This is a genomic window from Methylobacterium sp. TK31 (assembly GCF_055361545.1).
The window spans coordinates 1212699-1232072 of the sequence record NZ_CM143964.1 but is presented as its reverse complement, the minus strand read 5'-3'; the positions used below and the strand labels follow the sequence as shown (position 1 = coordinate 1232072).

Genomic DNA, 19374 nt, shown 5'->3' with positions numbered 1-19374 from the left:
GGGGGGCAGGCTGAACCCGGTCCGGACGGCCGCAAGGGACCCCATGCGCGTCTTCGTCACCGGCACCGCCGGCTTCATCGGCTACCACCTCGCGCGGCGCCTCCTCGCCGAGGGCCACGCCGTCACGGGCTTCGACGGATTCAGCGACTATTACGACGTCGGCCTGAAGCGGGCGCGCCACGCCGAGCTCGAACGAGATCCGTCCTTCACCCCCGTCGAGGCCCGCCTGGAGACGCCGGGCGCCCTGCTGGAGGCGGTCGGCCGGGCCGAGCCCGAGATCGTCGTACACCTCGCGGCCCAGGCCGGCGTGCGCTACAGCCTGGAAAATCCCGGCGCCTACGTCGAGGCCAACCTCGTCGGCACGGCGAATCTCATCGAGGCGGTGCGGGCCCATCCGGTGCGCCACCTCCTGTTCGCGTCCACGAGCTCGGCCTATGGCGGCAACACCGCCCTGCCGTTCCGCGAGACCGACCCCGCGGTGACGCCGCTGACCCTCTACGCCGCCTCCAAGCTCGCCGGCGAGGCCATGGCCCATGCCTACAGCCACCTGTTCGGCATCCCGACGACGGCCTTCCGGTTCTTCACGGTCTACGGTCCCTGGGGCCGCCCGGACATGGCGCTGTTCCTGTTCACCCGGAAGATCCTGGCCGGCGAGCCGATCACGGTCTTCGCCGGCGGCGCGGCCGAGCGCGACTTCACCTATGTCGACGACCTCGTGGCGGCGATCCGCGGGCTGATGGACCGGCCCCCGCCCCGCCCCGGCGACGGGCAAGGCCCGGCCTGCCCCGGCGACACCCTGAGCCCGGTGGCCCCGTTCCGCCTCGTCAATATCGGCGGCGGGCGCCCGGTCCGGGTCGACGCGATGATCGACGAACTGGAGCAGGCCCTCGGCGCCCGCGCCGAGCGTGTCCTGCAGCCCCTGCCGCCCGGCGACGTGCCCCGCACCGATGCGAGCACGGACCTGCTGCGCGCCCTGGTCGGGCACGTGCCCGAGACGCCGATCACCGTCGGCATCCCGGCCTTCGTGGCCTGGTACCGGGCCTATCACGGGGCCTGAACCGCCCCGATCCTCCTCACAGCCCGGCCCCGGCCGGCTCCGCCGCGATGGCGTCACAACCGACGAGCCCGATGAGCCCCAGACCCCTTCCGCCGCGGCGCGGCCCCCGATCCGGCCCGCCCCGCCGCCTGCCCGGATGCCGGCCATGACGCCGGCCATGACGGCCCTGCGCTCCACCGCCCTGGCGGCGGCCGGGCTCCTCGCCTTCCTGGCGTTCTGGGAGGCGATGCCGCGCCTCGGCCTGATCAACCCGGCCTTCCTGCCGCCGCCGAGCACGATCCCGGCGGCCTTCCTGAACGAGGTCCGCCTCGGCGTCTGGGGCGAGGCCGTCCTGTCGAGCCTGAGCCACTACGTCGCCGGCCTCGCCGTCGGCGCCGGGGCGGGCATCGCGCTCGGTCTCCTCAGCGGGATGTTCGGCTGGTTCGAGGCGGCGACCGCCTGGATCGTGCGCCTGCTGCGGCCGATCCCCGGCCTCGCCTGGGTGCCGTTCGCCATCATCTGGTTCGGCGTCCAGCCCGAGGCCGCCGTCTTCATCATCGCCATCGGGGTGTTCTGGATCGTGTTCTTCGCGACGCAGGGGGCGGTGCGCGGCGTCGACCGCGACCTCATCGAGGTGGCCCAGGCCTTCGGTTTCGGCTCGCCCTGGTCCCGGCTCACCAAGATCCTGCTCCCGGCCGCGACGCCCGGCATCCTCGTCGGCCTGCGCACGGCTTTGGGCCAGGCCTGGATGGCGGTGGTGGCCGCCGAGATCTTCGGCGTGCCCGGCGTCGGCGCCCGGATGATGCAGGCCTCGAGCCTGCTCTCCACCGACATCGTCGTCGTCTACATGCTCACCATGGCCGCCCTCTACGGCCTGTTCGATACGGCCTTCGTCGCCCTCCAGGGGTGGCTCCTACGGTGGCGCGCCTGAGATGCCCGAATCGATCACCTCCGAGCCGATCATTTCCATCGCGGGCCTGAGCCTTGCCTACGCGCGCGCCGGCACCCGGACCGTCATCCTGCAGGACCTCGACCTCGACGTCGCCCGCGGCGAATTCCTCGTCATCGTCGGCGAATCCGGGGTCGGCAAGTCCACCGTCCTGCGGGTGCTGATCGGGCTGGCCCAGCCGAGCTCGGGCAGCGTGCGCCTGCGGGCCCGCCCTGACTGCCGCACCCCGATGGCGCTGGTGTTCCAGGATGCCCGGCTCCTGCCCTGGCGCCGGGTCGTCGCCAACGTCGCCTTCGGGCTCGAGGGCAGCGGCCTGTCCAAGGCCGAGCGCCTGGCCAAGGCGCAGGCCATGCTCGACCTCGTGGGCCTGAGCGACCTCGGCCAGCGCTGGCCGCACCAGCTCTCCGGCGGCCAGCGCCAGCGCGTCGCCATCGCGCGGGCGCTGGCGGTCGACCCGGACGTGCTCCTGATGGACGAGCCCTTTTCGGCGCTGGACAGCTTCACCCGCGAGGGCCTGCAGGACGAGCTGCAGCGCATCCAGGCGACGACGGGCAAGACCATCCTGTTCGTCACCCACGACATCGACGAGGCGGTGACGCTCGCCGACCGGGTCGTGGTGCTCGCCGGCAGCCCCGGCCGGCTGGCGGCCGAGATGCCCGTGACGGTGCCCCGGCCCCGCCGCCGCCGCGACGCCGCCCTGCAGGAGGCCGCCCGGCAATTGCGGATGGAACTGTCGAACCGCTCGGCGGAACTCTAAGGTCAGGGGGACGCGGAGCGGTGCGAAAAGGGTCGCGGCCGCGGCCGTTGCCATCGCCCGCCCGGGGCTCTACCCCGCTCAGACCACCCGTTCTGTTCGAGGACCAGGCCGATGCGCCGCCGCACCCGCTCGCTGATCGGCACGATCGTGATGCTGGCCTTCATCATCATCTACGCGCCGCTCGCCATGGCGCTGGCCGACAGCCGGATCTCCGAGACGCCGGCCCCCGTGCAGGCGGTGCTCTACGCGCTCCTCGGCATCGCCTGGATCTTCCCGCTGATGCCGCTGATCAGCTGGATGGGCAAGAACGACGTGAGCGAGACCGACGTCGGGGATCGGCGCTGACGGCCCCGGACGCGGGGAGCCCCCCCGGACCGGCCAGAAAACCTCGGCCGGCGTCGGGTTTTCGCCGCACTCGCGGGCCAGAAGCGCACCGTATCCTTCGTCAAAAGGCCGTCGTTCCGCTCAATGCCACGCCTGTGCACGCCCTCGCTCCTGCTCGGCCTTGCGATCCTGTCGGCCCTCCCCCTCCTGACGGCGCGTTCCGCGCAGGCGCAAGGGGCGCCGCGCTCGGTCTCCGACTGTGAGCGCCTGAAGAACGACCTCGCCTACAACCAGTGCCTCGCCATGTTCGGCCCGGCCGCCAAGAACGTCGCCGGCGGCGTCTCCGCCGGGGCCGCCTCGGCCTCGGCCGAGGTCGCCAACGCGCTCGCGGCGATCCCGCAGAGCATCGCCGCGAGCGCCGCCGCGACGGGGGCCGCCATCGCCTCGATCGGGCACCGCACGCGGCGCGGCCGCCACGCCCGCCACGGCCGCCAGAGCGCCAGCTTCGCCATCGCGGGCGGCGAGAGTCGCTCCTACCGCCGGTATCGCCGCCGGCGCTGAGCGCCGCCGTCGCGCCGCCTCAGCCGACATTGAGCCGGCGGCCCCGGTTCCAGGCCAGGAACGGCACCCCCGAAAGCATGGCGGAGAGCGCGGCCTCGGTCTGGTGATGACCGTTCACCGAGACCCGCGGCAGCGCGTGCAGGTGGTCCGCATGGGCCGCGAACAGGTGGCCCGGCCTCGTCGTCACCGCCGTGGCGAAGCCGAGGTCGCGGGCCAGGGCGAAGTCGCGCGGGCCGGCCGAGGTCGGATCCCCCACCGGGTAGGACAGGTGCGCCACCGGGCGGCCGAGTTCGGCCGCGATCCGGGCCCGCCCCTCCCCGATCTCCCGGCGCGCGACGGCCTCGCCGTGCTTGGCCAGCATCGGATGGCTGACCGTGTGGGCGCCGAAGGTGACCAGCGGGTCGCGGCCGAGGGCGCGCAGCTCGGACCAGGACAGGCAGAGGTCGGCGGCCATGCCGCCCGGCGCCAGACCCGCTTCGGCGCAGAGCGCGGCGATGAGGGCGAGGAGCCGCACCTCCGGCCCCGCGCGCAGGTCGCGGTAGACCCTGTCGAAGGCGGCGGATTTCTCGCGGGCGTCGCGGGCCGGCAGGTCGAGGCCGGCCCCGGGCAGCCGGACCCGGTCGAGGCGGCCGATCGCCGCCTCCAGTTCGAGCCACCACAGGCGCCCCCGCCCGCTCGCGAAGTCGCTGGTGAGGAACAGCGTCCAGGGCGCTCCGTGACGCCGCAGGATGGGGGCGGCGTGCTCGGCATTGTCGCGGTAGCCGTCGTCGAAGGTGAGCACCACGAAGGGGCGCCCGCCCGCCGCGAGGCGCTCCGGCACGGCGTCGAGGCCGACGATCTCGAAGCCGCGCCGGCGCACCAGCGCCAGGGTCCGCTCGAGGAAATCGGGGGTGATCGCCAGGAGCCCGTTGGGTGCGTAGGCCCCCGGAGCCTCGGGGCGGACGTGGTGGAAGGTCAGGATCAGCCCGCACCCGCGCGCCACCGGGCCGAGCCAGAGATCCGCCCGGCTCGCCGCGATGGCGCGGAAGCCGGCGGCGAACAGGCGGTGGCGCCGGCTCAAGGGGGGCGTCGGGGTCGCGGAGGAATCGGGCGCGGACATGGTTTATCCGTTTCGGCGGCCCCGCAGGGGAACACGCCAACCGGCAAGGTTTCGTTACCCACGCGCGCAGACGGCGGATGACGGCCGGTGCGGCGTCACCGGTGGGTTAAGGGCTGCGGGTCCAGGGTCGGGCGACGATCGGGCGGGCCGCGGCCCGCCGGCCACCGAGGATGATGGCATGGCTGTTCTCGCCGACGAACTGACCGGAGCCGGAGCGATGCGCGCGCGGGTGCAGCAGGGCCTGGCCGCGGAGGTCTTCCACGACCTGGCCGCCGCCGAGGCCCTGTGGCGCGGCCTGGAGGCGGATCCGGCCGTGCTGGCGACGCCCTACCAGCGCTTCGACTGGGTCGCGGCCTTCACCCGGACGATGCCGGGCGCGGACCTGCGCATCGTGGTCCTGCGCGATGCGGGCGGGCGCCCGCGCGTGCTCCTGCCCCTGGCGGTCGCCCGCGAGGGCGGGGCGAACGTGGCCCGGGTCGTCGGCGGCAAGCACGCCAACTACCACATGCCGCTCTTCGCCTCGCGCGAGGCGGCCGCGATGCCGCCGGAGGACCTCGCCGAGGCCCTGCGCCGGCTCGGGCGGGAGACCGGGATCGACGCCTTCGCCCTCTCGCACCAGCCCCGCTTCTGGGACGGCGCCGCCAATCCCCTGCACCACCGGGCCGAGCCCGCCCCGAGCGACGGCTACGGGCTGATCCTCGGCCCCGATCCGGACACGACGCTGAAGCGCGTCTTCAGCAGCGACGCCCGCAAGAAGCTGCGCGCCAAGGAGCGCAAGCTCGTGGAGGCCTTCGGCCCGGTGGCCTGCCGGCGCGCCGAGACCCCGGAGGAGGCCGAGCGCTTCCTCGCGGCCTTCTACGGGCAGAAGGCCGCGCGCTTCGCCGCCCTGGGCCTCGCCGACCCCTATGCCGACCCGGCGGTGCGGGCCTTCCTCGCCCGGGCGGCCTCGCCGGCGGGCGGGTCCGTCCTCGAGGTGACGGCCCTGGTCGCCGGCCGGACGGACCGCGTCTTCGCGGTCTTCGCCGGGGCGGTCGACGCGCAGCGCTACAGCGGCATGTTCACCGCCTTCGATGCCGACCCGGCGGTGAGCCGGTCGAGCCCCGGCGACATCCTGCTGCACCACCTCATCGGCGACCAGACCGCCCGGGGCCGGCGGAGCTTCGACCTCGGCGTCGGCGAGGCCCGCTACAAGAGCAGCATCTGCGACGAGACCATCGAACTCGGCGAGGTCGCCCTGCCGGTGACCCTGCGCGGCCAGGCCTTCGCCGTCCGGACCATCGCCGCCGCCCGCCTCAAGCGCCGGATCAAGCGCGACCCGCGCCTGATGGCCCTGGTGACCCGCCTGCGCCGGCGCCGGGCCGCCCCGGCGGAGTGACGATCGCGCCCCGGACGCCCGGCACCGCCCCCCGCGGAGGCGAGGGGCGGTGCCGGGGGATCGAATGGTCGTCTCGGGGCAGGCGTCTCGGGCCAGGCGTCTCGGGCCAGGCGTCTCGGGGCAGTCGTCCCGGATGGACCGGTTCAGGCGGCCGAGCGGCGCAGGGGCATCGCGTCCTCGGTGAAGACGGGCGCCTCGGGGGCGTGGGCGGCGACGGCCTGGTCCTGGGCCACCAGGATCTGGGCGGCGCCCGAGGCTTCGGCCAGGGCGTAGAGGTCGAGGAGGTCGGCATCCTCGGGGTCGCGGTCCGAGGCGATGACCACCGTGTCCATGCGGGCGCCCGCCACCGCGAGGATGTCGCGGGCGGTCCGGGCCTGCGGCGTGCCGAGGCGGCAGACCACCCAGTCATAGGCCTGGGCCAGGGCGTCGAGGGTGATCGCCAGGGCCTGCGGCTCCTCGGCCAGGACGGCGGCGTCGACGAAGCCCCGCGGGATCGCGTGCAGGCGCGAGCCCGGGATCGACTGGATCACGTCGACGAAGGCGGCCTCGCCCGCCACGAGGTCGGTGAGGCCGACATCGTCCGCGCCGCAGGCGGGACCGTTGAGATCGACCACCACCACGCTCGCATCGGCCGAGAGCCTGCCGCCGAGGCTGACGGCGAGGCCGGCTTCCTGGTGCCTGGCCGGCACCGCCTCGACCACCAGGATGGCGCGGCCCGCGCCGGACAGGGCAGGCCCGGCGCCCGTGCGCAGGCGGGCGACGAGCGGATCGAGGGCATAGGCGCCCGCCTCGGCGGGGGCCGGAGCAGGGGCCGCCTCGGGCCGGACCGGGGCCAGGCTCGGCCGGACGGGCGCCGCCTCGGGCGGCGCGACCGGCGCGGCGGCGCCCGGGCCTGCGCTGACGACGGCGGCCGGATGGGCCGTGGCGACATCGCCCGGGCGGGCCATGGCGAGGGAGGCCTCCGGGAAGGCGAAGGGCTGGTGGACGTAGGCCGGGCGCTCGGCCGCGGTCTCGGTCTCCTCCTCGCGCCGGCGCCGGCGGCCCGAGCCGTCCGGATCGCCGAGGAGGTGACGGGCGATGACGCCGCCCATGGAGAACAGCAGGCCGAGCACCGCCGCCAGGAGCACGATCGGAAGCTTCTTGGGGAAGGACGGCGTCTCGGGGGTGATGGCGCGCGAGACCACGCGGGCATCGGCCGGGGCCGCGCTCTCGGCGTCGCGGGCCGAGGCCTCGCGGTAGCGGGCGAGGTAGGATTCGAGCTGTTCGCGCTGGGCCTTCGCCTCGCGCTCCAGGGCCCGCAGCTGGACCTCGCTGGAATTGCCCTTCGAGACCACGTCGCGCTGCGCGTCGACGGCCGCGCTCAGGCTCTCGACCCGGGCGGCGGCGATGCGGGCATCGTTCTCCAGGGTGCGGACCACGCGCTCGGCGGTGGCCTTGATCTGGGCGTCGAGGTCCGAGATCTGCGCGGTCAGTTCCTTGATGCGCGGATGGGCCGGCAGCAGGGTGCGGGATTCGAGGGCGAGCTGGTTGCGCAGGGTGATGCGCTGCTCGACGGTGCGGCGGATGATCTCGTTGTTGGCCACGTCCGGGATCTCGAAGGCGCGGCCGTCCTTGATCATCTCCTTGATCAGCTTGGCGCGGCCGGCGAGGTCGGCCTTGGCGGTCCGGGCCTGGGAGAGCTGCGTCGACAACTCGCCGAGCTGCTGGGCGCCGAGGGGCTGGCCGGCGGCGCCGCCGGTGGCGATCAGGCCGTGGCTGGCCCGGTAGGTCTCGACCTTGGCCTCGGCCTCGGCGACGCGGGTGCGCAGGGTCTCGATGTTGCCGCCGAGCCAGGTCGAGGCGTAGCGGGCGGTGTCGGTCTTGGCCGCGTCGAGGGACGCGATGTAGAGCTCGGCGATGGTGTTGGCCGCCTGGGCCGCGAGATGCGGGTCCTTGGAGCGGAACTCCACCGTGAGGATGCGCGACTTGCCGGCCGGGTAGACGGTCAGGCGGTCGAAATAGGTCTCCAGCATCCGCTCCTCGGGCGGGCGCTCCATCGGGTTCTTGGCCAGCCCGATCATCATCAGGGCCCGCTGGAGCGGGCCGAAGCCGGAGACGCTGGGGTCGAACTCGGCGTTGCCGGCGAGCGACAGCCGGCGGATCGCCTCGCGGGCGAGGTCGCGGGACATCACCACCTGGACCTGGCTCGCCACCGCCTGCTCGTCGATCGGCTGGGGCTGCTCGCCGCGCTCCTGGGCCGTGCGGGTATAGGGGGTGTCGCGGCTCTCCAGCAGGATCTTCGCCTCGCCGGTGTAGCGCGGCGAGACCACCTGCACGAAGACGATGGCGGCGATGGTGGCCAGGGCGGTCGGGACGACGATCCAGCGCCAGGACCGGCGCAGCAGGCCGGCGAGCTGCGACAGGCCCAGGCCCTCGCCTTCCGGTCCCGCGCTTCCGGCGGGCGGCGCATCGCGTGTGGGCTCGAACGGCGAAGAGCGGGGCATGGCTCGATCTTTACGCAAGGCAAGGATGTCGACCGCGAGATGGCCGGCTTTCCACGACTAGACCGGTTTAAGGTTGACCGGACGTTAAGAACCGCGCGTTTCGCCGGCGCCGATGCGGGACGTCAGTCTTCGTTAACCATATCGGCCTAACCGTCGGTCGGAATTCTCCTCACGACGGCAGTAGTGATGAACCGGCGATCACTCCTCTTAGCTCTTTCGTCGAGCCTGGCGCTCGGCGGCTGCCTGCGCCCGGACTTCCGGACCGATCAGCTCGACGCGACCGGGACCGGCTCCATCGGCGCGCGCTACACGCTCTCCGCCGGGGACCGCCTCCGGGTCATCGTCTTCGGCCAGGACAACCTCTCGAACATCTACGCGGTCGACGGCGCCGGCAACATCGCCATGCCCCTGATCGGCCTCGTGAAGGTCGGCGGGCAGCCGACCAGCCAGGCGGCCCGGACCATCGAGGCCAAGCTGGCATCCGGCTTCGTGCGCGAGCCCCACGTCACCGTGGAGGTCGACGCCTACCGGCCCTTCTACATCCTGGGCGAGGTCACGACCTCGGGGCAGTACCCCTACGTCAACGGCATGGCCGTCGAGACCGCGGTGGCGATCGCCGCCGGCTTCGGTCCCCGCGCCGCCCGCGACTACGCGGTGCTCACCCGCGAGGGCCGGGACGGCCTCGTCTCCGGCATCGTGCCGATGACCTATCCGGTGCGCCCGGGCGACACCATCGTGATCAAGGAACGGTTCTTCTGAGAGCCCGCGGGGCCGAAGCCCCGCGGATGCGAACGATCCTGCCGCGTCGGTTAGGACTCGCCTAACCGAACCGAGAACTATCTCGCTGATCCGGCCATTCGCACGCGGCCGCGAGGAGACGGGATTAACGGTCTGCGCACCTGTCCCGCGCCAAGGTCTCCCGACGGACGAGCGGCCCGGCCGCTCGCGCTACGGTGCCTGGAGCAACTGTCGTGAGTGCGTTCACCCTGGGTCCGACCGCCGCCGACGGCGCGGCTTCGTCGATCAACGCCGCCTCGGGCGGTCTCCCCGTCCAGCGCATCCTGCACGTCTTCCGCGCCCCCGTCGGCGGCCTGTTCCGGCACGTGGTCGACCTCGCCCGCCTCCAGGCCGCGGCGGGGCATCAGGTCGGGATCGTCTGCGACGCCTCCACCGGCGGCGAGCGCGCCGCCCAGGCCCTGGCCGACCTCGCGCCCTGCCTCGCCCTCGGCATCACCCGCCTGCCGATGCGGCGCAACCCGCACCCTTCCGACCTCGCGGCCCTGCGCACCATCGCCCGGCGCGCCGCGGCGGTGGGAGCCACCGTGCTGCACGGGCACGGGGCCAAGGGCGGCGTCTATGCCCGCATGGCCCCGGTGCGCGGCGCCGCGCCGATCCGCGCCTACACGCCCCACGGGGGCAGCTACAACTACAAGCCCGGCACCCTGCGCCACCGGTTCTACATGGGCCTGGAGCGCCTGATGGGCCTGCGCACCGACGTGTTCCTGTTCGAGAGCGAGTACGTCGCCGGGCGGCACCTGGCCTATGCGGGCGACCCGCGCCGCATCACCCGGATCGTCCACAACGGCATCGGCGAGGCGGAATTCGCCCCCATCGTGCCGGCCGAGACGCGCTTCGACCTCGTCTATATCGGCGAATTGCGGGACGCCAAGGGCGTGCCCTTCCTCCTCGACGCCCTGCTGCGCCTGCGCGCCGCCGGCCGGCCGCTGCGCCTGCTCATGGTCGGCTCCGGCCCCGATTCGGCGATCCTGGCCGACCGGGTGGTGGCGATGGGCCTCGGCGAGGCGGTGGCCTTCGAGCCGCCGCAGGCGATCCGCCCGGTCCTGGCCCGCGGCCGGCTGATGGTGGTGCCCTCCCTGGCCGAGTCCCTGCCCTACGTGGTGCTGGAGGCGGCCGCCGCCTGCCAGCCCCTCGTGGCCACCAATGTCGGCGGCATCCCGGAGATCTTCGGGGCCGCCGCCTCCGAACTGGTGCCGGCCCGCGACGGCAAGGCCCTCGCCTCCGCCATCGCGCGGGTCCTCGACGAGGAGCCCGAGGCCTGCCGCCGGCGCTTCGAGAGCCTCGCGGCCTCGGTCCGCACCCGCTTCTCCATGACCCGCATGGGGTCGGACGTGCTCTCCGGCTACGCCGCGGCCCTGCGCGCCCGCTCCCTCGGCGCCGGCCACGCCGTCGCCCCGACGGTCCCCTGATCCATCTCCGCCCGCCTCCCCTCCGACCCCGACCCCCGTTCCCAGTTCCAAGACGCGTACCCCGAGACGCGTACCCGAGCCCGGAAGTCAGCCATGAGCGCCTTCGATGTCCGTGACCTGCTGGATGCCGCCGGCCGGTTCGCCCCCCAGGCCGACGGCGCCTCGGCGGCCGCGCTGCCGCCCGCCGAGGCGCGGGTGCACCCGGCCGCCGCCAAGCGCCTCTCGCCGGTGGTGCTCGCCGGCTGCGTCCGGATCGCGGACTTCGTCCTGATCGCCGGTCTCGGCATCGTGATCCAGCGGCTGCAGCTCTCCGGGATCGTGCCGCTGTCGCCCCGCTACCTCGCCGCCGCCCTGAGCCTCGCCGCCCTGGCGGTCTGCCTGCTGCAGGCCTCGGGCGCCTACGGCATCGCGGCCTTCCGGACCCTGCGCGGATCGGCGCTGCGGCTGGTGGGCGCCTGGTCGCTGGCCTTCCTCCTCGTCGCCACCGCGATGGTGTTCGCCAAGATCGCCGACCACTATTCCCGGGTCTGGATGGCCAGCGTCTTCGCCTCCGGCCTCGCCGCCCTCCTCGCCGGGCGCTTCGCCCTGGCCCGCTTCATCACCGCGCAGATGCAGCGCGGCCATTTCGACCGGCGCACCGCCATCGTCGGCGGCGGACCCGTGGCCGAGGACCTGATCCGCGCCCTCGACGCCCAGTCGGAATCGGGCGTGCGCATCGTCGGCGTCTTCGACGACCGCGGCGACACCCGCTCCGACACCGTGGTGGCGGGCTACCCGAAGCTCGGCACCGTGAGCGACCTCGTCGCCTACGCCCGCACCACGCGCCTCGACCTGATCATCTTCACGATCCCGATCGCCGCCGAGGACCGCATCCTGCAGATGCTGGCCAAGCTCTGGGTCCTGCCCATCGACATCCGCCTCTCGGCCCAGGCCTCGAAGCTGCGCCTGCGCCCGCGGGCCTATTCCTACCTCGGCGCGGTGCCGGTGCTCGACATCTTCGACAAGCCGATGGCCGACTGGGACATCGTCGCCAAGAGCATCTTCGACCGGGTCGTCGGCTGCGCGATGCTGCTGGCGCTCGCTCCCGTGATGCTCGCCGTCGCCCTGGCGGTACGCCTGACCTCGGCCGGGCCGGTGCTGTTCCGGCAGAAGCGCTACGGCTTCAACAACGAGCTGATCGAGGTCTTCAAGTTCCGCTCGATGTACGTGAACCAGAGCGATGCCGGGGCCGCCCGCCTCGTGACCCGGGACGATCCCCGCGTCACGCCCGTCGGCCGCTTCATCCGCCGGACCTCTCTGGACGAGCTGCCGCAGCTCTTCAACGTCATCAAGGGCGAGCTCTCCCTGGTCGGCCCGCGCCCGCACGCCCTCCAGGCCAAGGCCGCCAACACCCTCTACGACCAGGTGGTGGACGGCTACTTCGCCCGCCACAAGGTCAAGCCCGGCATCACCGGCTGGGCCCAGGTCAACGGCTGGCGCGGCGAGACCGACACCAGCGACAAGATCCAGAAGCGCGTCGAGCACGACCTGCACTACATCGAGAACTGGTCGATCCTGTTCGACGTGAAGATCATGCTCGCGACCCCGGTCTCGCTGTTCCGGACCAAGAACGCCTACTGATCCGGGAAAGCCCCCGAACGCAAAGAGGGTCCCTCAACGGAAAAAGGGCCGCCCCCCGCGAGGGAGGCGGCCCTTTTTCCGTTCGGTCGCGAAGGGCGGAGCGTCGCCCTACGGCAGGGAGCCGGCCTTCTTCTTGGCCTCGGTCATCGTGTCCTCGCAGCCCTTCATGTCGCCGGCCTTGTCCTGGGCGCGGGCCTTCTTGATCAGGTCGCGGGCCTCGGCCACGCCGCCGGCGCTGGCCGTGGTCGACGGGTCGGTCGGCTTCACGTTCGGGGCCGTGTCGAGGGCCTTGGACGAGTGCGACGAGGTCGGGCCGCCCGGCGGCTCCTTGCCGGTGACCTGCTCGGCGCCGGTGCTATCGAGGCGGCGCTCGATCGTGGCGATCTGCTCGGAGCAGGACGAGGCGAAGGCGGGTCCGGCCGCGCCGAGGAGGACGAGGGCGGCGGGCAGGACGGTCATGATCCGCATGGATGGGCTCTCCGGGGTAGGGCGGGCGCGCGGGTCGGCGGCCCGGATCGGGGTGTCGCGAGAAAAGCGCCGGCTGCCGGACGGGGTTCCTTACCGAACCGGCCTCCCCCGGTGGCTCCAGCGTCGCAGGCTCGGGCGGAGCCAGCGGTTCCCCGGTCCCGCGCCACCCCGGCGATCGGGTCCGCCGCGCGGCTCCGACCCGCCCCCGCGGGGGGCACCATCGTCCTGCCCCCAAGACGCGCCGGCAGGTCCCTCCGAACGGTATATTTCGTGGATCTTCGCAATATCCCGCTTTATAGTTCTGGTACTCCATCAATTTGTTTCGCCAACTACGTTTAAGAGTTCGGAAAACAGTCGCGACGCAGAAGTCTTCTGGTCCCGTTTCACGCAACGACCGGCTTCATCTGCATGCGCATCACCCTTGGGCACAAGCTTGCGGCGGTCGTGGCACTGCTGAGCCTGGTCGCCGTCGGCATCTCCATCTTCGCCCTGCGGCAGGCGAATCTCGAACAGCAGCGCGCCGCCGCGACGGAGGCAGTCTGGAACGCCGGGCTTCAGGCCCGGGGCCTGGCGCAGTCCATCGAGCATGCGGTGGTGCAGGCCACCGCCATGTTCACGGCCGCGGACACGGGCGAGGCCAAGGCCCGTCTCTCCGCGCTGCAGGGCGCCCTCGCGCAGGTCGAGCAGGCGCGTGGCCCGTTTCTCGTCGCCCTGGACGGGCAGCTGTCACCGGAGCGCAAGCGCACGCTCGACCTCGCGGTGACGGAATTCATCGCCTATCAGACGGATACGGCGGAGCTCGGGCTCACCATCTCACCGAGGGCCGCCCTGATTCAGGCCAGCGACGCGGCGACGGTCAAGAACCGGGAAGCCATGGTGGCGGAGATCAATGCGCTCGGGGACGAGGTCCTGGCGCGCCTCGAGTCCCAGCGCGCCGAGGTCGCCCAGGCGCAGCGCCGGGCAGGCCTGACGCTTCTCGTCGTGCCGGCCTGCGCCCTCGCCATCGGCCTCGTCGCCGCCTTCTGGATCATCGCGACCCAGATCCAGGCCCCCCTCCATCGCCTCAGGGGGTCGATGCAGGCCCTCGCCGCCGATCGACTCGATGGGGCGATCCCGTTCACGCGCCGTCGCGACGAGGTCGGCGAGATGGCGCACGCCATCCGGGGCTTCCAGGTCGCCCTCCTCGAGAAGCGGCGGCTCGACGCGCATGCCGAAACGCGCATGGCCGAGGACATCCGTCGCGCCTCCGCCCTCGCCGAGGCGACCCGCACCTTCGAGAGCGAGACCGAAGGCGCCGTCGCGGACCTGGCCGTCTCGGCCGAGGCCCTGCAGGCCGCGGCCGATACACTCTTCGGCACGGCCGGCGACACGACGGCACAGACCGCCCGCGTCGCGACCGCGTCGGATCAGTCGGCCGGCCTCATCGACAGCATCGCCGGCGCCGCCGAGGAGCTGTCCAATGCGGCGCGGGAGATCGAGGACCGGGTGCGGCAGACGAGCGAGATCGCATCCGTGGCCCTGTCCGACGCAGGCGGCCTGGAAACGACGGTGACGGACCTGTCGCGGGCCGCCCGGGAGATCGGAGCCGTGGTGACGCTGATCCGGAGCGTGGCGGAGCAGACCAACCTGCTCGCCCTCAACGCCACGATCGAGGCGGCCCGCGCCGGCGAGGCGGGGCGCGGGTTCGCGGTCGTCGCGGCCGAGGTCAAGGCACTGGCGAGTCAGACGGCTCTGGCGACCGATCGGATCGCCGGTCAGATCGAGGCGATCCAGACCGCCGCCGACGGAACGGCGGGCGCGATCGGTTCGATCGGCCGGACGATCGCGCAGATGAGCGGGATCGCGACCGGGGTCGCCGCGGCGGCCGACCAGCAGGGGCAGGCCAGCCTCGCGATCGCTCGGGCCATCTCGGGAGCGGCGGCGGATGCCCGCACCGTGTCGGACAGCATCGGTGGGGTTCGGAAAGCCGCCGCGTCGAACGAGGCGCAAGCCACGCAGGTCCGAACCAGCGCCCTCCGGGTCAATGCGGGCGCGCACGGCCTGCGGGACGCGATCGAGACCTTCCTCGCCCGGGTCCGGGCTGCCTGAGGGGGCCGGCCGGATCCCGGCGGCGCGCGCCGCCGTCCGGCACCGGGGCGCCGGGTTCAAAACGAAGGCGCGCGGGATCGTGTCCGATCCCGCGCCCCCGCCCGCCCGTCCTGTCCGGTGCGCCGGACTACCAGGTCACGCGCACGCCGCCATAGGCCGAGAGCGGCTGGACCAGGGTGGTGGTGCGCGGATCGTTGATCACGAAGTTGCCCGCCACCGGGCCGGTCTCGGCGAAGGTGCCGAAATTGGCGTAGCGGTTGTTGAACAGGTTCGTGACCAGGGCGAAGACCTGCACGTTCGGGCTGATCTGGATGCTCGTGTTCAGGTTCGCGGTGAAGTAGGGCGGCAGCTTGCGGTTGATGTTCGACTCGTCGCCCCGGTAGTAGGACGAGGAGAAGGCCGACAGGTTCATGCCGAAGGTCCAGATCGGCGTGATCAGGTAGTTGAACCCGGCCTTGAACTGGTGGTTGGGGATCAGCGGGACGTTGTTGCCGCGCCGGACGTTGATGAGGCCGTCATCGGCGAGCGGGTTGTTGGGCGAGGAGAGCTCGCCCTCGAACTGGAAGGTGGCGTCGATCAGGGCGTAGTTGCCGTAGAGGCTGAGGCGCTCGCCGACATACTCGCCGGAGACCTCGATGCCCTGGCGCTGGGTCGCCGGCACGTTGACGAAGTAGCCGCGCGCGGCATTGCCCGGCACCGCGACCTGGAGGATATCGTTGCGCAGGTCGGTGCGGAAGGCGCCGATCTTGTAGTTGAACAGGCCGTTCTCGTAGAAGTTCGGCACGGTGCCGCGGAAGCCCACCTCGTAGGTCTGGCCGGTGACCTGCTTGAGCGGCGGGTCGGCCACGAGCGAGTTCGGCAGCAGGCAGGGCCGGTCGGGATTGGCGCAGGCGAGCTCGAGGGGCGTCGGGGCGCGGTTCGACTCGGAATAGCCGCCGTAGAGGTTCAGCCAGGGGAAGAAGCGGTAGGTCGCACCCACCACCGGGTTCACCTTGGTGAAGTAGTGCGTGCCCGTCACGTCGGGCGAGAAGCCGGTCTGGTCCTGGGTCGAGATGCGGGCGAAGTTCAGGCGCGCGCCGGCGGTGAGCGACAGGGCGTCGGTGACGTCGAAGGTGTCGAGGGCGTAGAGGCCCATGTAGAGGTTCGAGCCCGTGACGTTGCTCGGCGCGATGCCGAGGGCCGCCGCCGTGCGGATCGCCTCGGTGCCGAGGCCCGGGATCGTGCCGTAGTTCGGGTTCAGCGGATCGGTGGTGACGCTGAGGTCCGGGTTGATCACCCCGAGGGTGCTCGACGCCTTGTAGGTGTAGTTGGCCGCATCGATGCTGCCGCCGACCACGAAGGTGTTGTTGTGCCCGAAGACCTGGTCGCGGTTGGCCGCCTGCAGGGTGCCGCCGTAGCCGGTGGCCTCGGTGCGGATCGTGTCGAGGGTGCCGTAGGGCACGCCCGTGGTGAAGGGAATGCGCTGGCCCTGGCGGCCCAGGATCGTGAACTGGTCGCGGAAGGCACGATCGCTCAGGGCACCCCGCTCGAAGCCGTCATCCTCGAAGCAGAGGAAACCGCGGTTGCTGGAGCGGGTGCTGCACTGCTCGAAATTGCCGTCGTTGCCGTCGATCACGAACTGGCTGAGGCGGCGCACGTAGGCGTTGCCCTGCAGGTCCCAGGTCGGCGAGATCGCGACCTTGCCGGTGACCTGGATCTGGCCCTGCTCGGTGGAGATGGTCTGGGGCGAGGTGAAGATCGCCCGCTCGTTGACGTGGGTGAAGTCCACCGGCGTGGCGGCGGCGGCGCCGAAGAAGGTCTTGGCGCCCGACGCGATGATGTGGAACTCGGAGTCGAGGGACTTGTGGCCGAGGTCGGCATAGACGCGCCCGATCTCGGAGGGCGACTTGATGCGCCAGCCCTCGTCGCGCAGGCCCTCGCCGGCGAAATAGAAGCTCCAGGGGCCGATGACCTCACCGTATTGCAGCGAGCCGAGGATGCGCCCGTTGGAGCCGCCGCTGACGGTGATCTCCTTGCCCTGCCAGGTGAAGCCGTTCTTCATCTCGATATTGACCGCGCCGCCGAGGGCGTTGAGGCCGAAGATCGGATTGCCGGTGACGACGTCGATCCGGTTGATCGCCACCGAGGGGATCAGGTCCCAGTTCACGACGTCGCCGAAGGCTTCGTTGATGCGCACGCCGTTCTGGTAGACGGCGAGGCCCTGGGGCGCGCCCTGGAGCGGCGAGGCGTCGAAGCCGCGATAGGTCAGGGTCTGTCGGAAGCCGTTGCCCTGCCCGTCCGACAGGTTCACGCCCGGCGTCTTGCGCGCCAGGGTGAAGGTCGGGTCGAGGGTGGCGCGGTCCTGGGCGAAATCGGCCGCCGTCACGGTCTCGACGGTGTTCGGGATCTTGTAGAGGGACTGTCCGCCGCCGCCGCCGGTGGCGCCGACCGGAGTGGTCGCCACCACGTCGAGCTCGCTCAGCGTCACCGATTGCTGGCCGCCGGCACCCTGCGCCAGAACGGCGCCCGGCAGCAAGGCCACCGACAGCAGCAAGCTGCTCCGCAGTGTCCGCTTCGTCATCCCCAGTCCCCCAAGATCGTCTTCGCGTGCCTGCCCCTTGGCCGAGGCTTCGAACACAGTCTTGCGAGGATCGCGGAGTGAGAACAATCGCACGCCGCGCCGATTCAGCGCTTTTGCGCGCCGGCTGCTCGATTGGTGGTCCGGCGTGGCGCTGCGGACACGATTTTTCTTACGATTTCAACGGTTTGGGGAGAGTTCAGCAAGTCACCCGGGAGAAAGTGGCAATGCCGTCCGGGGTCGGCCGCGGCCCGGACGACGCCCCGCCCTCAGAGGCGGGCCTGGATCTTGCGCGCGATCTCGCCGAGGCGCTGCTCCAGCAGGGTCGGGACTTCGCAGACATAGGTCAGGGACGAGCTGCGCTCCTGGAAGATGCGCCGGTCCCAGGTGAACTTGGTCTCGAGCTCCGAGGCGTCCTTGGGGATGTCGCGGGCATCCTGGGCGCTCGGCGCGTCCTTGGTGGCGCTGATCTGGTCGGCCTCCTGGCGGATGCGCTCGGCCATGCGGCGCTGGCCCTGGGCGTAGCGGCCGATGCCGGCGACGACCTTGTTGCGCTCGCCGTTGATCACCTCGAACACCCCGGCGAAGACCCGGGTGAGGCGCTTCTCCTTCTCGGCGCCGGCCTTGGCGACGAAATCGTCGAGGAGCGGGTCGACCTCGGACAGGGCCGTGCGGCGCGAGGCGATCTTCTGGGCCAGAGCCGCGGCTTCGAAATCGTCGCCCCAGGGGCCGGCGGCCTCGAGGTCCGGCCCGGTCCAGACGGTGCCGGGGCTCAGGGTCGAGACCTTGCGCTGGACGCAGGGCCAGTCCGGATCGGATTTCGGCTGGGCCAGGACCGGGCCGGCGCCGACGGTCAAGAGGGCGAGGCCCGCGAGGGCGCGGAGGCTGAGCGTGCGAGAAATCATCAGGAATTGTCTCCGGCCGGGCCGCCGCGCCGGGCCATGATGCCACGGCCGGGATCGTAGGCGACGACGGCGAGGGTGAAGAAGGCGAGCGTGGTGCCCACGACCACCGCGCAGGCGATCGGCTCGAACTGCCCGTAGAGGGCGAAGCGCACGAGCTGCACCGCGTGCGAGAAGGGGTTGAGCTGGCAGATCCAGTACAGGGTCTCGGAGGATTCCCGGATGCGCCAGAGCGGGTAGAGCGCCGAGGAGGCGAAGAACATCGGGAAGATCACGAAGTTCATCACGCTGGCGAAGTTCTCCAGCTGCTTGACCATGGAGGAGAGCAGCAGGCCGATGGCGCCGAGCATCAGCCCCGAGGCGATGAAGGCCGGCAGCGCCGCCAGGTAGCCGAGGGCCGGGATGTCGAGGTCCCAGAACCACGCGATGGCCAGGAAGGCGTAGGCCTGCACCACCGAGACGGTGACGCCGGCGATCAGCTTGGCGAGCAGCAGCAGCCAGCGCGGATAGGGGCTCGTCAGCAGCACCTTCATCGAGCCGACCTCGCGGTCGTAGACCATCGAGAGCGAGGATTGCATGCCGTTGAAGAGCTGGATCATCACCGCGAGGCCGGGCACCACGTAGACCTCGTAGAGCACGTAGGTCTGGTAGGGCGGCTCGATCGAGACGCCGAGCGTGTTGCGGAAGCCCGCCGCGAAGATGAATAGCCAGACCAGGGGCCGGACCAGGGCCGAGAAGAAGCGTTCCTTCTGGTTGAAGAAGCGCAGCAGTTCCCGGCGCACGATGCCGCCGAGGCAGATCAGGTAGCCGACCGCGTCGAGGCGCCCGAGATGGGGCACGGAGCGTTCCGCCAAGCCGGGTGTCGCTGGAGCCGAAAGGGTGGGCGGTGTCGTCACGGGAGGCGTCATCGGGCAAACCGCTCGGTCTGGAAGGACGCGACACGCTCCC

Annotated in this window: 16 protein-coding genes; 10 read left to right on the top strand and 6 right to left on the bottom strand. The window is 72.0% G+C overall.

Annotated features, from left to right (window positions below; genetic code table 11):
- Nucleotides 1-43: 43 nt before the first annotated feature.
- From ACXJY8_RS05655 to ACXJY8_RS05635, 5 genes are all read left to right on the top strand, one after another.
- Nucleotides 44-1057 carry an NAD-dependent epimerase/dehydratase family protein gene (locus ACXJY8_RS05655; protein WP_463777197.1) on the top strand — a complete coding sequence of 338 codons (1014 nt, stop codon included), beginning with the start codon at nucleotides 44-46 and terminating at the stop codon, nucleotides 1055-1057.
- Nucleotides 1058-1214: 157 nt separating this feature from the next.
- The gene (locus ACXJY8_RS05650) at nucleotides 1215-1967 is read left to right on the top strand and encodes an ABC transporter permease (protein ID WP_463780405.1); all 753 of its coding nucleotides are present in this window, start codon (nucleotides 1215-1217) and stop codon (nucleotides 1965-1967) included.
- A 1-nt stretch (nucleotide 1968) separates the two neighbouring features.
- Nucleotides 1969-2742 (top strand): ABC transporter ATP-binding protein, encoded by a 774-nt coding sequence (locus ACXJY8_RS05645; protein WP_463777194.1) that lies wholly within the window; start codon nucleotides 1969-1971, stop codon nucleotides 2740-2742.
- A gap of 111 nt (nucleotides 2743-2853) precedes the next feature.
- Nucleotides 2854-3087, top strand: a complete 234-nt coding sequence (locus ACXJY8_RS05640; RefSeq protein ID WP_463777190.1) for a DUF2842 domain-containing protein — start codon at nucleotides 2854-2856, stop codon at nucleotides 3085-3087.
- A 123-nt stretch (nucleotides 3088-3210) separates the two neighbouring features.
- Nucleotides 3211-3627, top strand: a complete 417-nt coding sequence (locus ACXJY8_RS05635) for a hypothetical protein (protein WP_463777188.1) — start codon at nucleotides 3211-3213, stop codon at nucleotides 3625-3627.
- 19 nt (nucleotides 3628-3646) lie between these two features.
- Here the strand turns inward: ACXJY8_RS05635 and ACXJY8_RS05630 are convergent, their stop codons facing one another.
- Nucleotides 3647-4726 carry a polysaccharide deacetylase family protein gene (locus ACXJY8_RS05630; RefSeq protein ID WP_463777186.1) on the bottom strand — a complete coding sequence of 360 codons (1080 nt, stop codon included), beginning with the start codon at nucleotides 4724-4726 and terminating at the stop codon, nucleotides 3647-3649.
- Nucleotides 4727-4904: 178 nt separating this feature from the next.
- Here ACXJY8_RS05630 and ACXJY8_RS05625 point away from each other — a divergent pair, with 178 nt between their 5' ends.
- The gene (locus tag ACXJY8_RS05625; protein WP_463777181.1) at nucleotides 4905-6101 is read left to right on the top strand and encodes a GNAT family N-acetyltransferase; all 1197 of its coding nucleotides are present in this window, start codon (nucleotides 4905-4907) and stop codon (nucleotides 6099-6101) included.
- Between the two features lie 143 nt (nucleotides 6102-6244).
- Here ACXJY8_RS05625 and ACXJY8_RS05620 read toward each other — a convergent pair whose 3' ends face one another.
- On the bottom strand, nucleotides 6245-8584 hold the full coding sequence (locus ACXJY8_RS05620; protein ID WP_463777178.1) for a GumC family protein: 2340 nt from the start codon (nucleotides 8582-8584) through the stop codon (nucleotides 6245-6247).
- 186 nt (nucleotides 8585-8770) lie between these two features.
- Between ACXJY8_RS05620 and ACXJY8_RS05615 the strand changes: the two genes are divergently transcribed.
- The 3 genes from ACXJY8_RS05615 to ACXJY8_RS05605 all read left to right on the top strand — a co-directional run bounded on the left by ACXJY8_RS05615 (nucleotide 8771) and on the right by ACXJY8_RS05605 (nucleotide 12411).
- The gene (locus ACXJY8_RS05615) at nucleotides 8771-9343 is read left to right on the top strand and encodes a polysaccharide biosynthesis/export family protein (protein WP_463777176.1); all 573 of its coding nucleotides are present in this window, start codon (nucleotides 8771-8773) and stop codon (nucleotides 9341-9343) included.
- 263 nt (nucleotides 9344-9606) lie between these two features.
- The gene (locus tag ACXJY8_RS05610) at nucleotides 9607-10791 is read left to right on the top strand and encodes a glycosyltransferase family 4 protein (RefSeq protein ID WP_463780403.1); all 1185 of its coding nucleotides are present in this window, start codon (nucleotides 9607-9609) and stop codon (nucleotides 10789-10791) included.
- Nucleotides 10792-10884: 93 nt separating this feature from the next.
- On the top strand, nucleotides 10885-12411 hold the full coding sequence (locus ACXJY8_RS05605; RefSeq protein WP_463777173.1) for an undecaprenyl-phosphate glucose phosphotransferase: 1527 nt from the start codon (nucleotides 10885-10887) through the stop codon (nucleotides 12409-12411).
- A gap of 108 nt (nucleotides 12412-12519) precedes the next feature.
- Here ACXJY8_RS05605 and ACXJY8_RS05600 read toward each other — a convergent pair whose 3' ends face one another.
- A complete protein-coding gene (locus ACXJY8_RS05600; protein WP_463777171.1) occupies nucleotides 12520-12879 on the bottom strand; it encodes a DUF2059 domain-containing protein in 360 nt (119 codons plus the stop codon).
- Between the two features lie 408 nt (nucleotides 12880-13287).
- Between ACXJY8_RS05600 and ACXJY8_RS05595 the strand changes: the two genes are divergently transcribed.
- Nucleotides 13288-14967, top strand: a complete 1680-nt coding sequence (locus ACXJY8_RS05595) for a methyl-accepting chemotaxis protein (RefSeq protein WP_463777167.1) — start codon at nucleotides 13288-13290, stop codon at nucleotides 14965-14967.
- A 127-nt stretch (nucleotides 14968-15094) separates the two neighbouring features.
- Here ACXJY8_RS05595 and ACXJY8_RS05590 read toward each other — a convergent pair whose 3' ends face one another.
- The 3 genes from ACXJY8_RS05590 to ACXJY8_RS05580 all read right to left on the bottom strand — a co-directional run bounded on the left by ACXJY8_RS05590 (nucleotide 15095) and on the right by ACXJY8_RS05580 (nucleotide 19334).
- Complete coding sequence (locus tag ACXJY8_RS05590) at nucleotides 15095-17527, bottom strand: TonB-dependent receptor (protein ID WP_463777163.1); 2433 nt, start codon at nucleotides 17525-17527, stop codon at nucleotides 15095-15097.
- Nucleotides 17528-17793: 266 nt separating this feature from the next.
- Nucleotides 17794-18429, bottom strand: a complete 636-nt coding sequence (locus ACXJY8_RS05585) for a hypothetical protein (RefSeq protein ID WP_463777159.1) — start codon at nucleotides 18427-18429, stop codon at nucleotides 17794-17796.
- Entirely contained in the window at nucleotides 18429-19334 is a 906-nt protein-coding gene (locus tag ACXJY8_RS05580; protein WP_463777155.1) for an ABC transporter permease, read from the bottom strand. Before ACXJY8_RS05580 ends, ACXJY8_RS05585 begins: the two co-directional genes overlap by 1 nt.
- Nucleotides 19335-19374: the final 40 nt, after the last annotated feature.

What these genes read in the sequence shown, in the direction of transcription:
- ACXJY8_RS05600 (WP_463777171.1), bottom strand. Translation starts at nt 12,879, where the DNA reads ATGCGGATCATGACCGTCCTGCCCGCCGCCCTCGTCCTCCTCGGCGCG.
- ACXJY8_RS05650 (WP_463780405.1), top strand. Translation starts at nt 1,215, where the DNA reads ATGACGGCCCTGCGCTCCACCGCCCTGGCGGCGGCCGGGCTCCTCGCC.
- ACXJY8_RS05645 (WP_463777194.1), top strand. Translation starts at nt 1,969, where the DNA reads ATGCCCGAATCGATCACCTCCGAGCCGATCATTTCCATCGCGGGCCTG.
- ACXJY8_RS05585 (WP_463777159.1), bottom strand. Translation starts at nt 18,429, where the DNA reads ATGATTTCTCGCACGCTCAGCCTCCGCGCCCTCGCGGGCCTCGCCCTC.
- ACXJY8_RS05580 (WP_463777155.1), bottom strand. Translation starts at nt 19,334, where the DNA reads ATGACGCCTCCCGTGACGACACCGCCCACCCTTTCGGCTCCAGCGACA.
- ACXJY8_RS05625 (WP_463777181.1), top strand. Translation starts at nt 4,905, where the DNA reads ATGGCTGTTCTCGCCGACGAACTGACCGGAGCCGGAGCGATGCGCGCG.
- ACXJY8_RS05615 (WP_463777176.1), top strand. Translation starts at nt 8,771, where the DNA reads ATGAACCGGCGATCACTCCTCTTAGCTCTTTCGTCGAGCCTGGCGCTC.
- ACXJY8_RS05640 (WP_463777190.1), top strand. Translation starts at nt 2,854, where the DNA reads ATGCGCCGCCGCACCCGCTCGCTGATCGGCACGATCGTGATGCTGGCC.
- ACXJY8_RS05590 (WP_463777163.1), bottom strand. Translation starts at nt 17,527, where the DNA reads ATGACGAAGCGGACACTGCGGAGCAGCTTGCTGCTGTCGGTGGCCTTG.
- ACXJY8_RS05605 (WP_463777173.1), top strand. Translation starts at nt 10,885, where the DNA reads ATGAGCGCCTTCGATGTCCGTGACCTGCTGGATGCCGCCGGCCGGTTC.
- ACXJY8_RS05655 (WP_463777197.1), top strand. Translation starts at nt 44, where the DNA reads ATGCGCGTCTTCGTCACCGGCACCGCCGGCTTCATCGGCTACCACCTC.
- ACXJY8_RS05620 (WP_463777178.1), bottom strand. Translation starts at nt 8,584, where the DNA reads ATGCCCCGCTCTTCGCCGTTCGAGCCCACACGCGATGCGCCGCCCGCC.
- ACXJY8_RS05635 (WP_463777188.1), top strand. Translation starts at nt 3,211, where the DNA reads ATGCCACGCCTGTGCACGCCCTCGCTCCTGCTCGGCCTTGCGATCCTG.
- ACXJY8_RS05630 (WP_463777186.1), bottom strand. Translation starts at nt 4,726, where the DNA reads ATGTCCGCGCCCGATTCCTCCGCGACCCCGACGCCCCCCTTGAGCCGG.
- ACXJY8_RS05595 (WP_463777167.1), top strand. Translation starts at nt 13,288, where the DNA reads ATGCGCATCACCCTTGGGCACAAGCTTGCGGCGGTCGTGGCACTGCTG.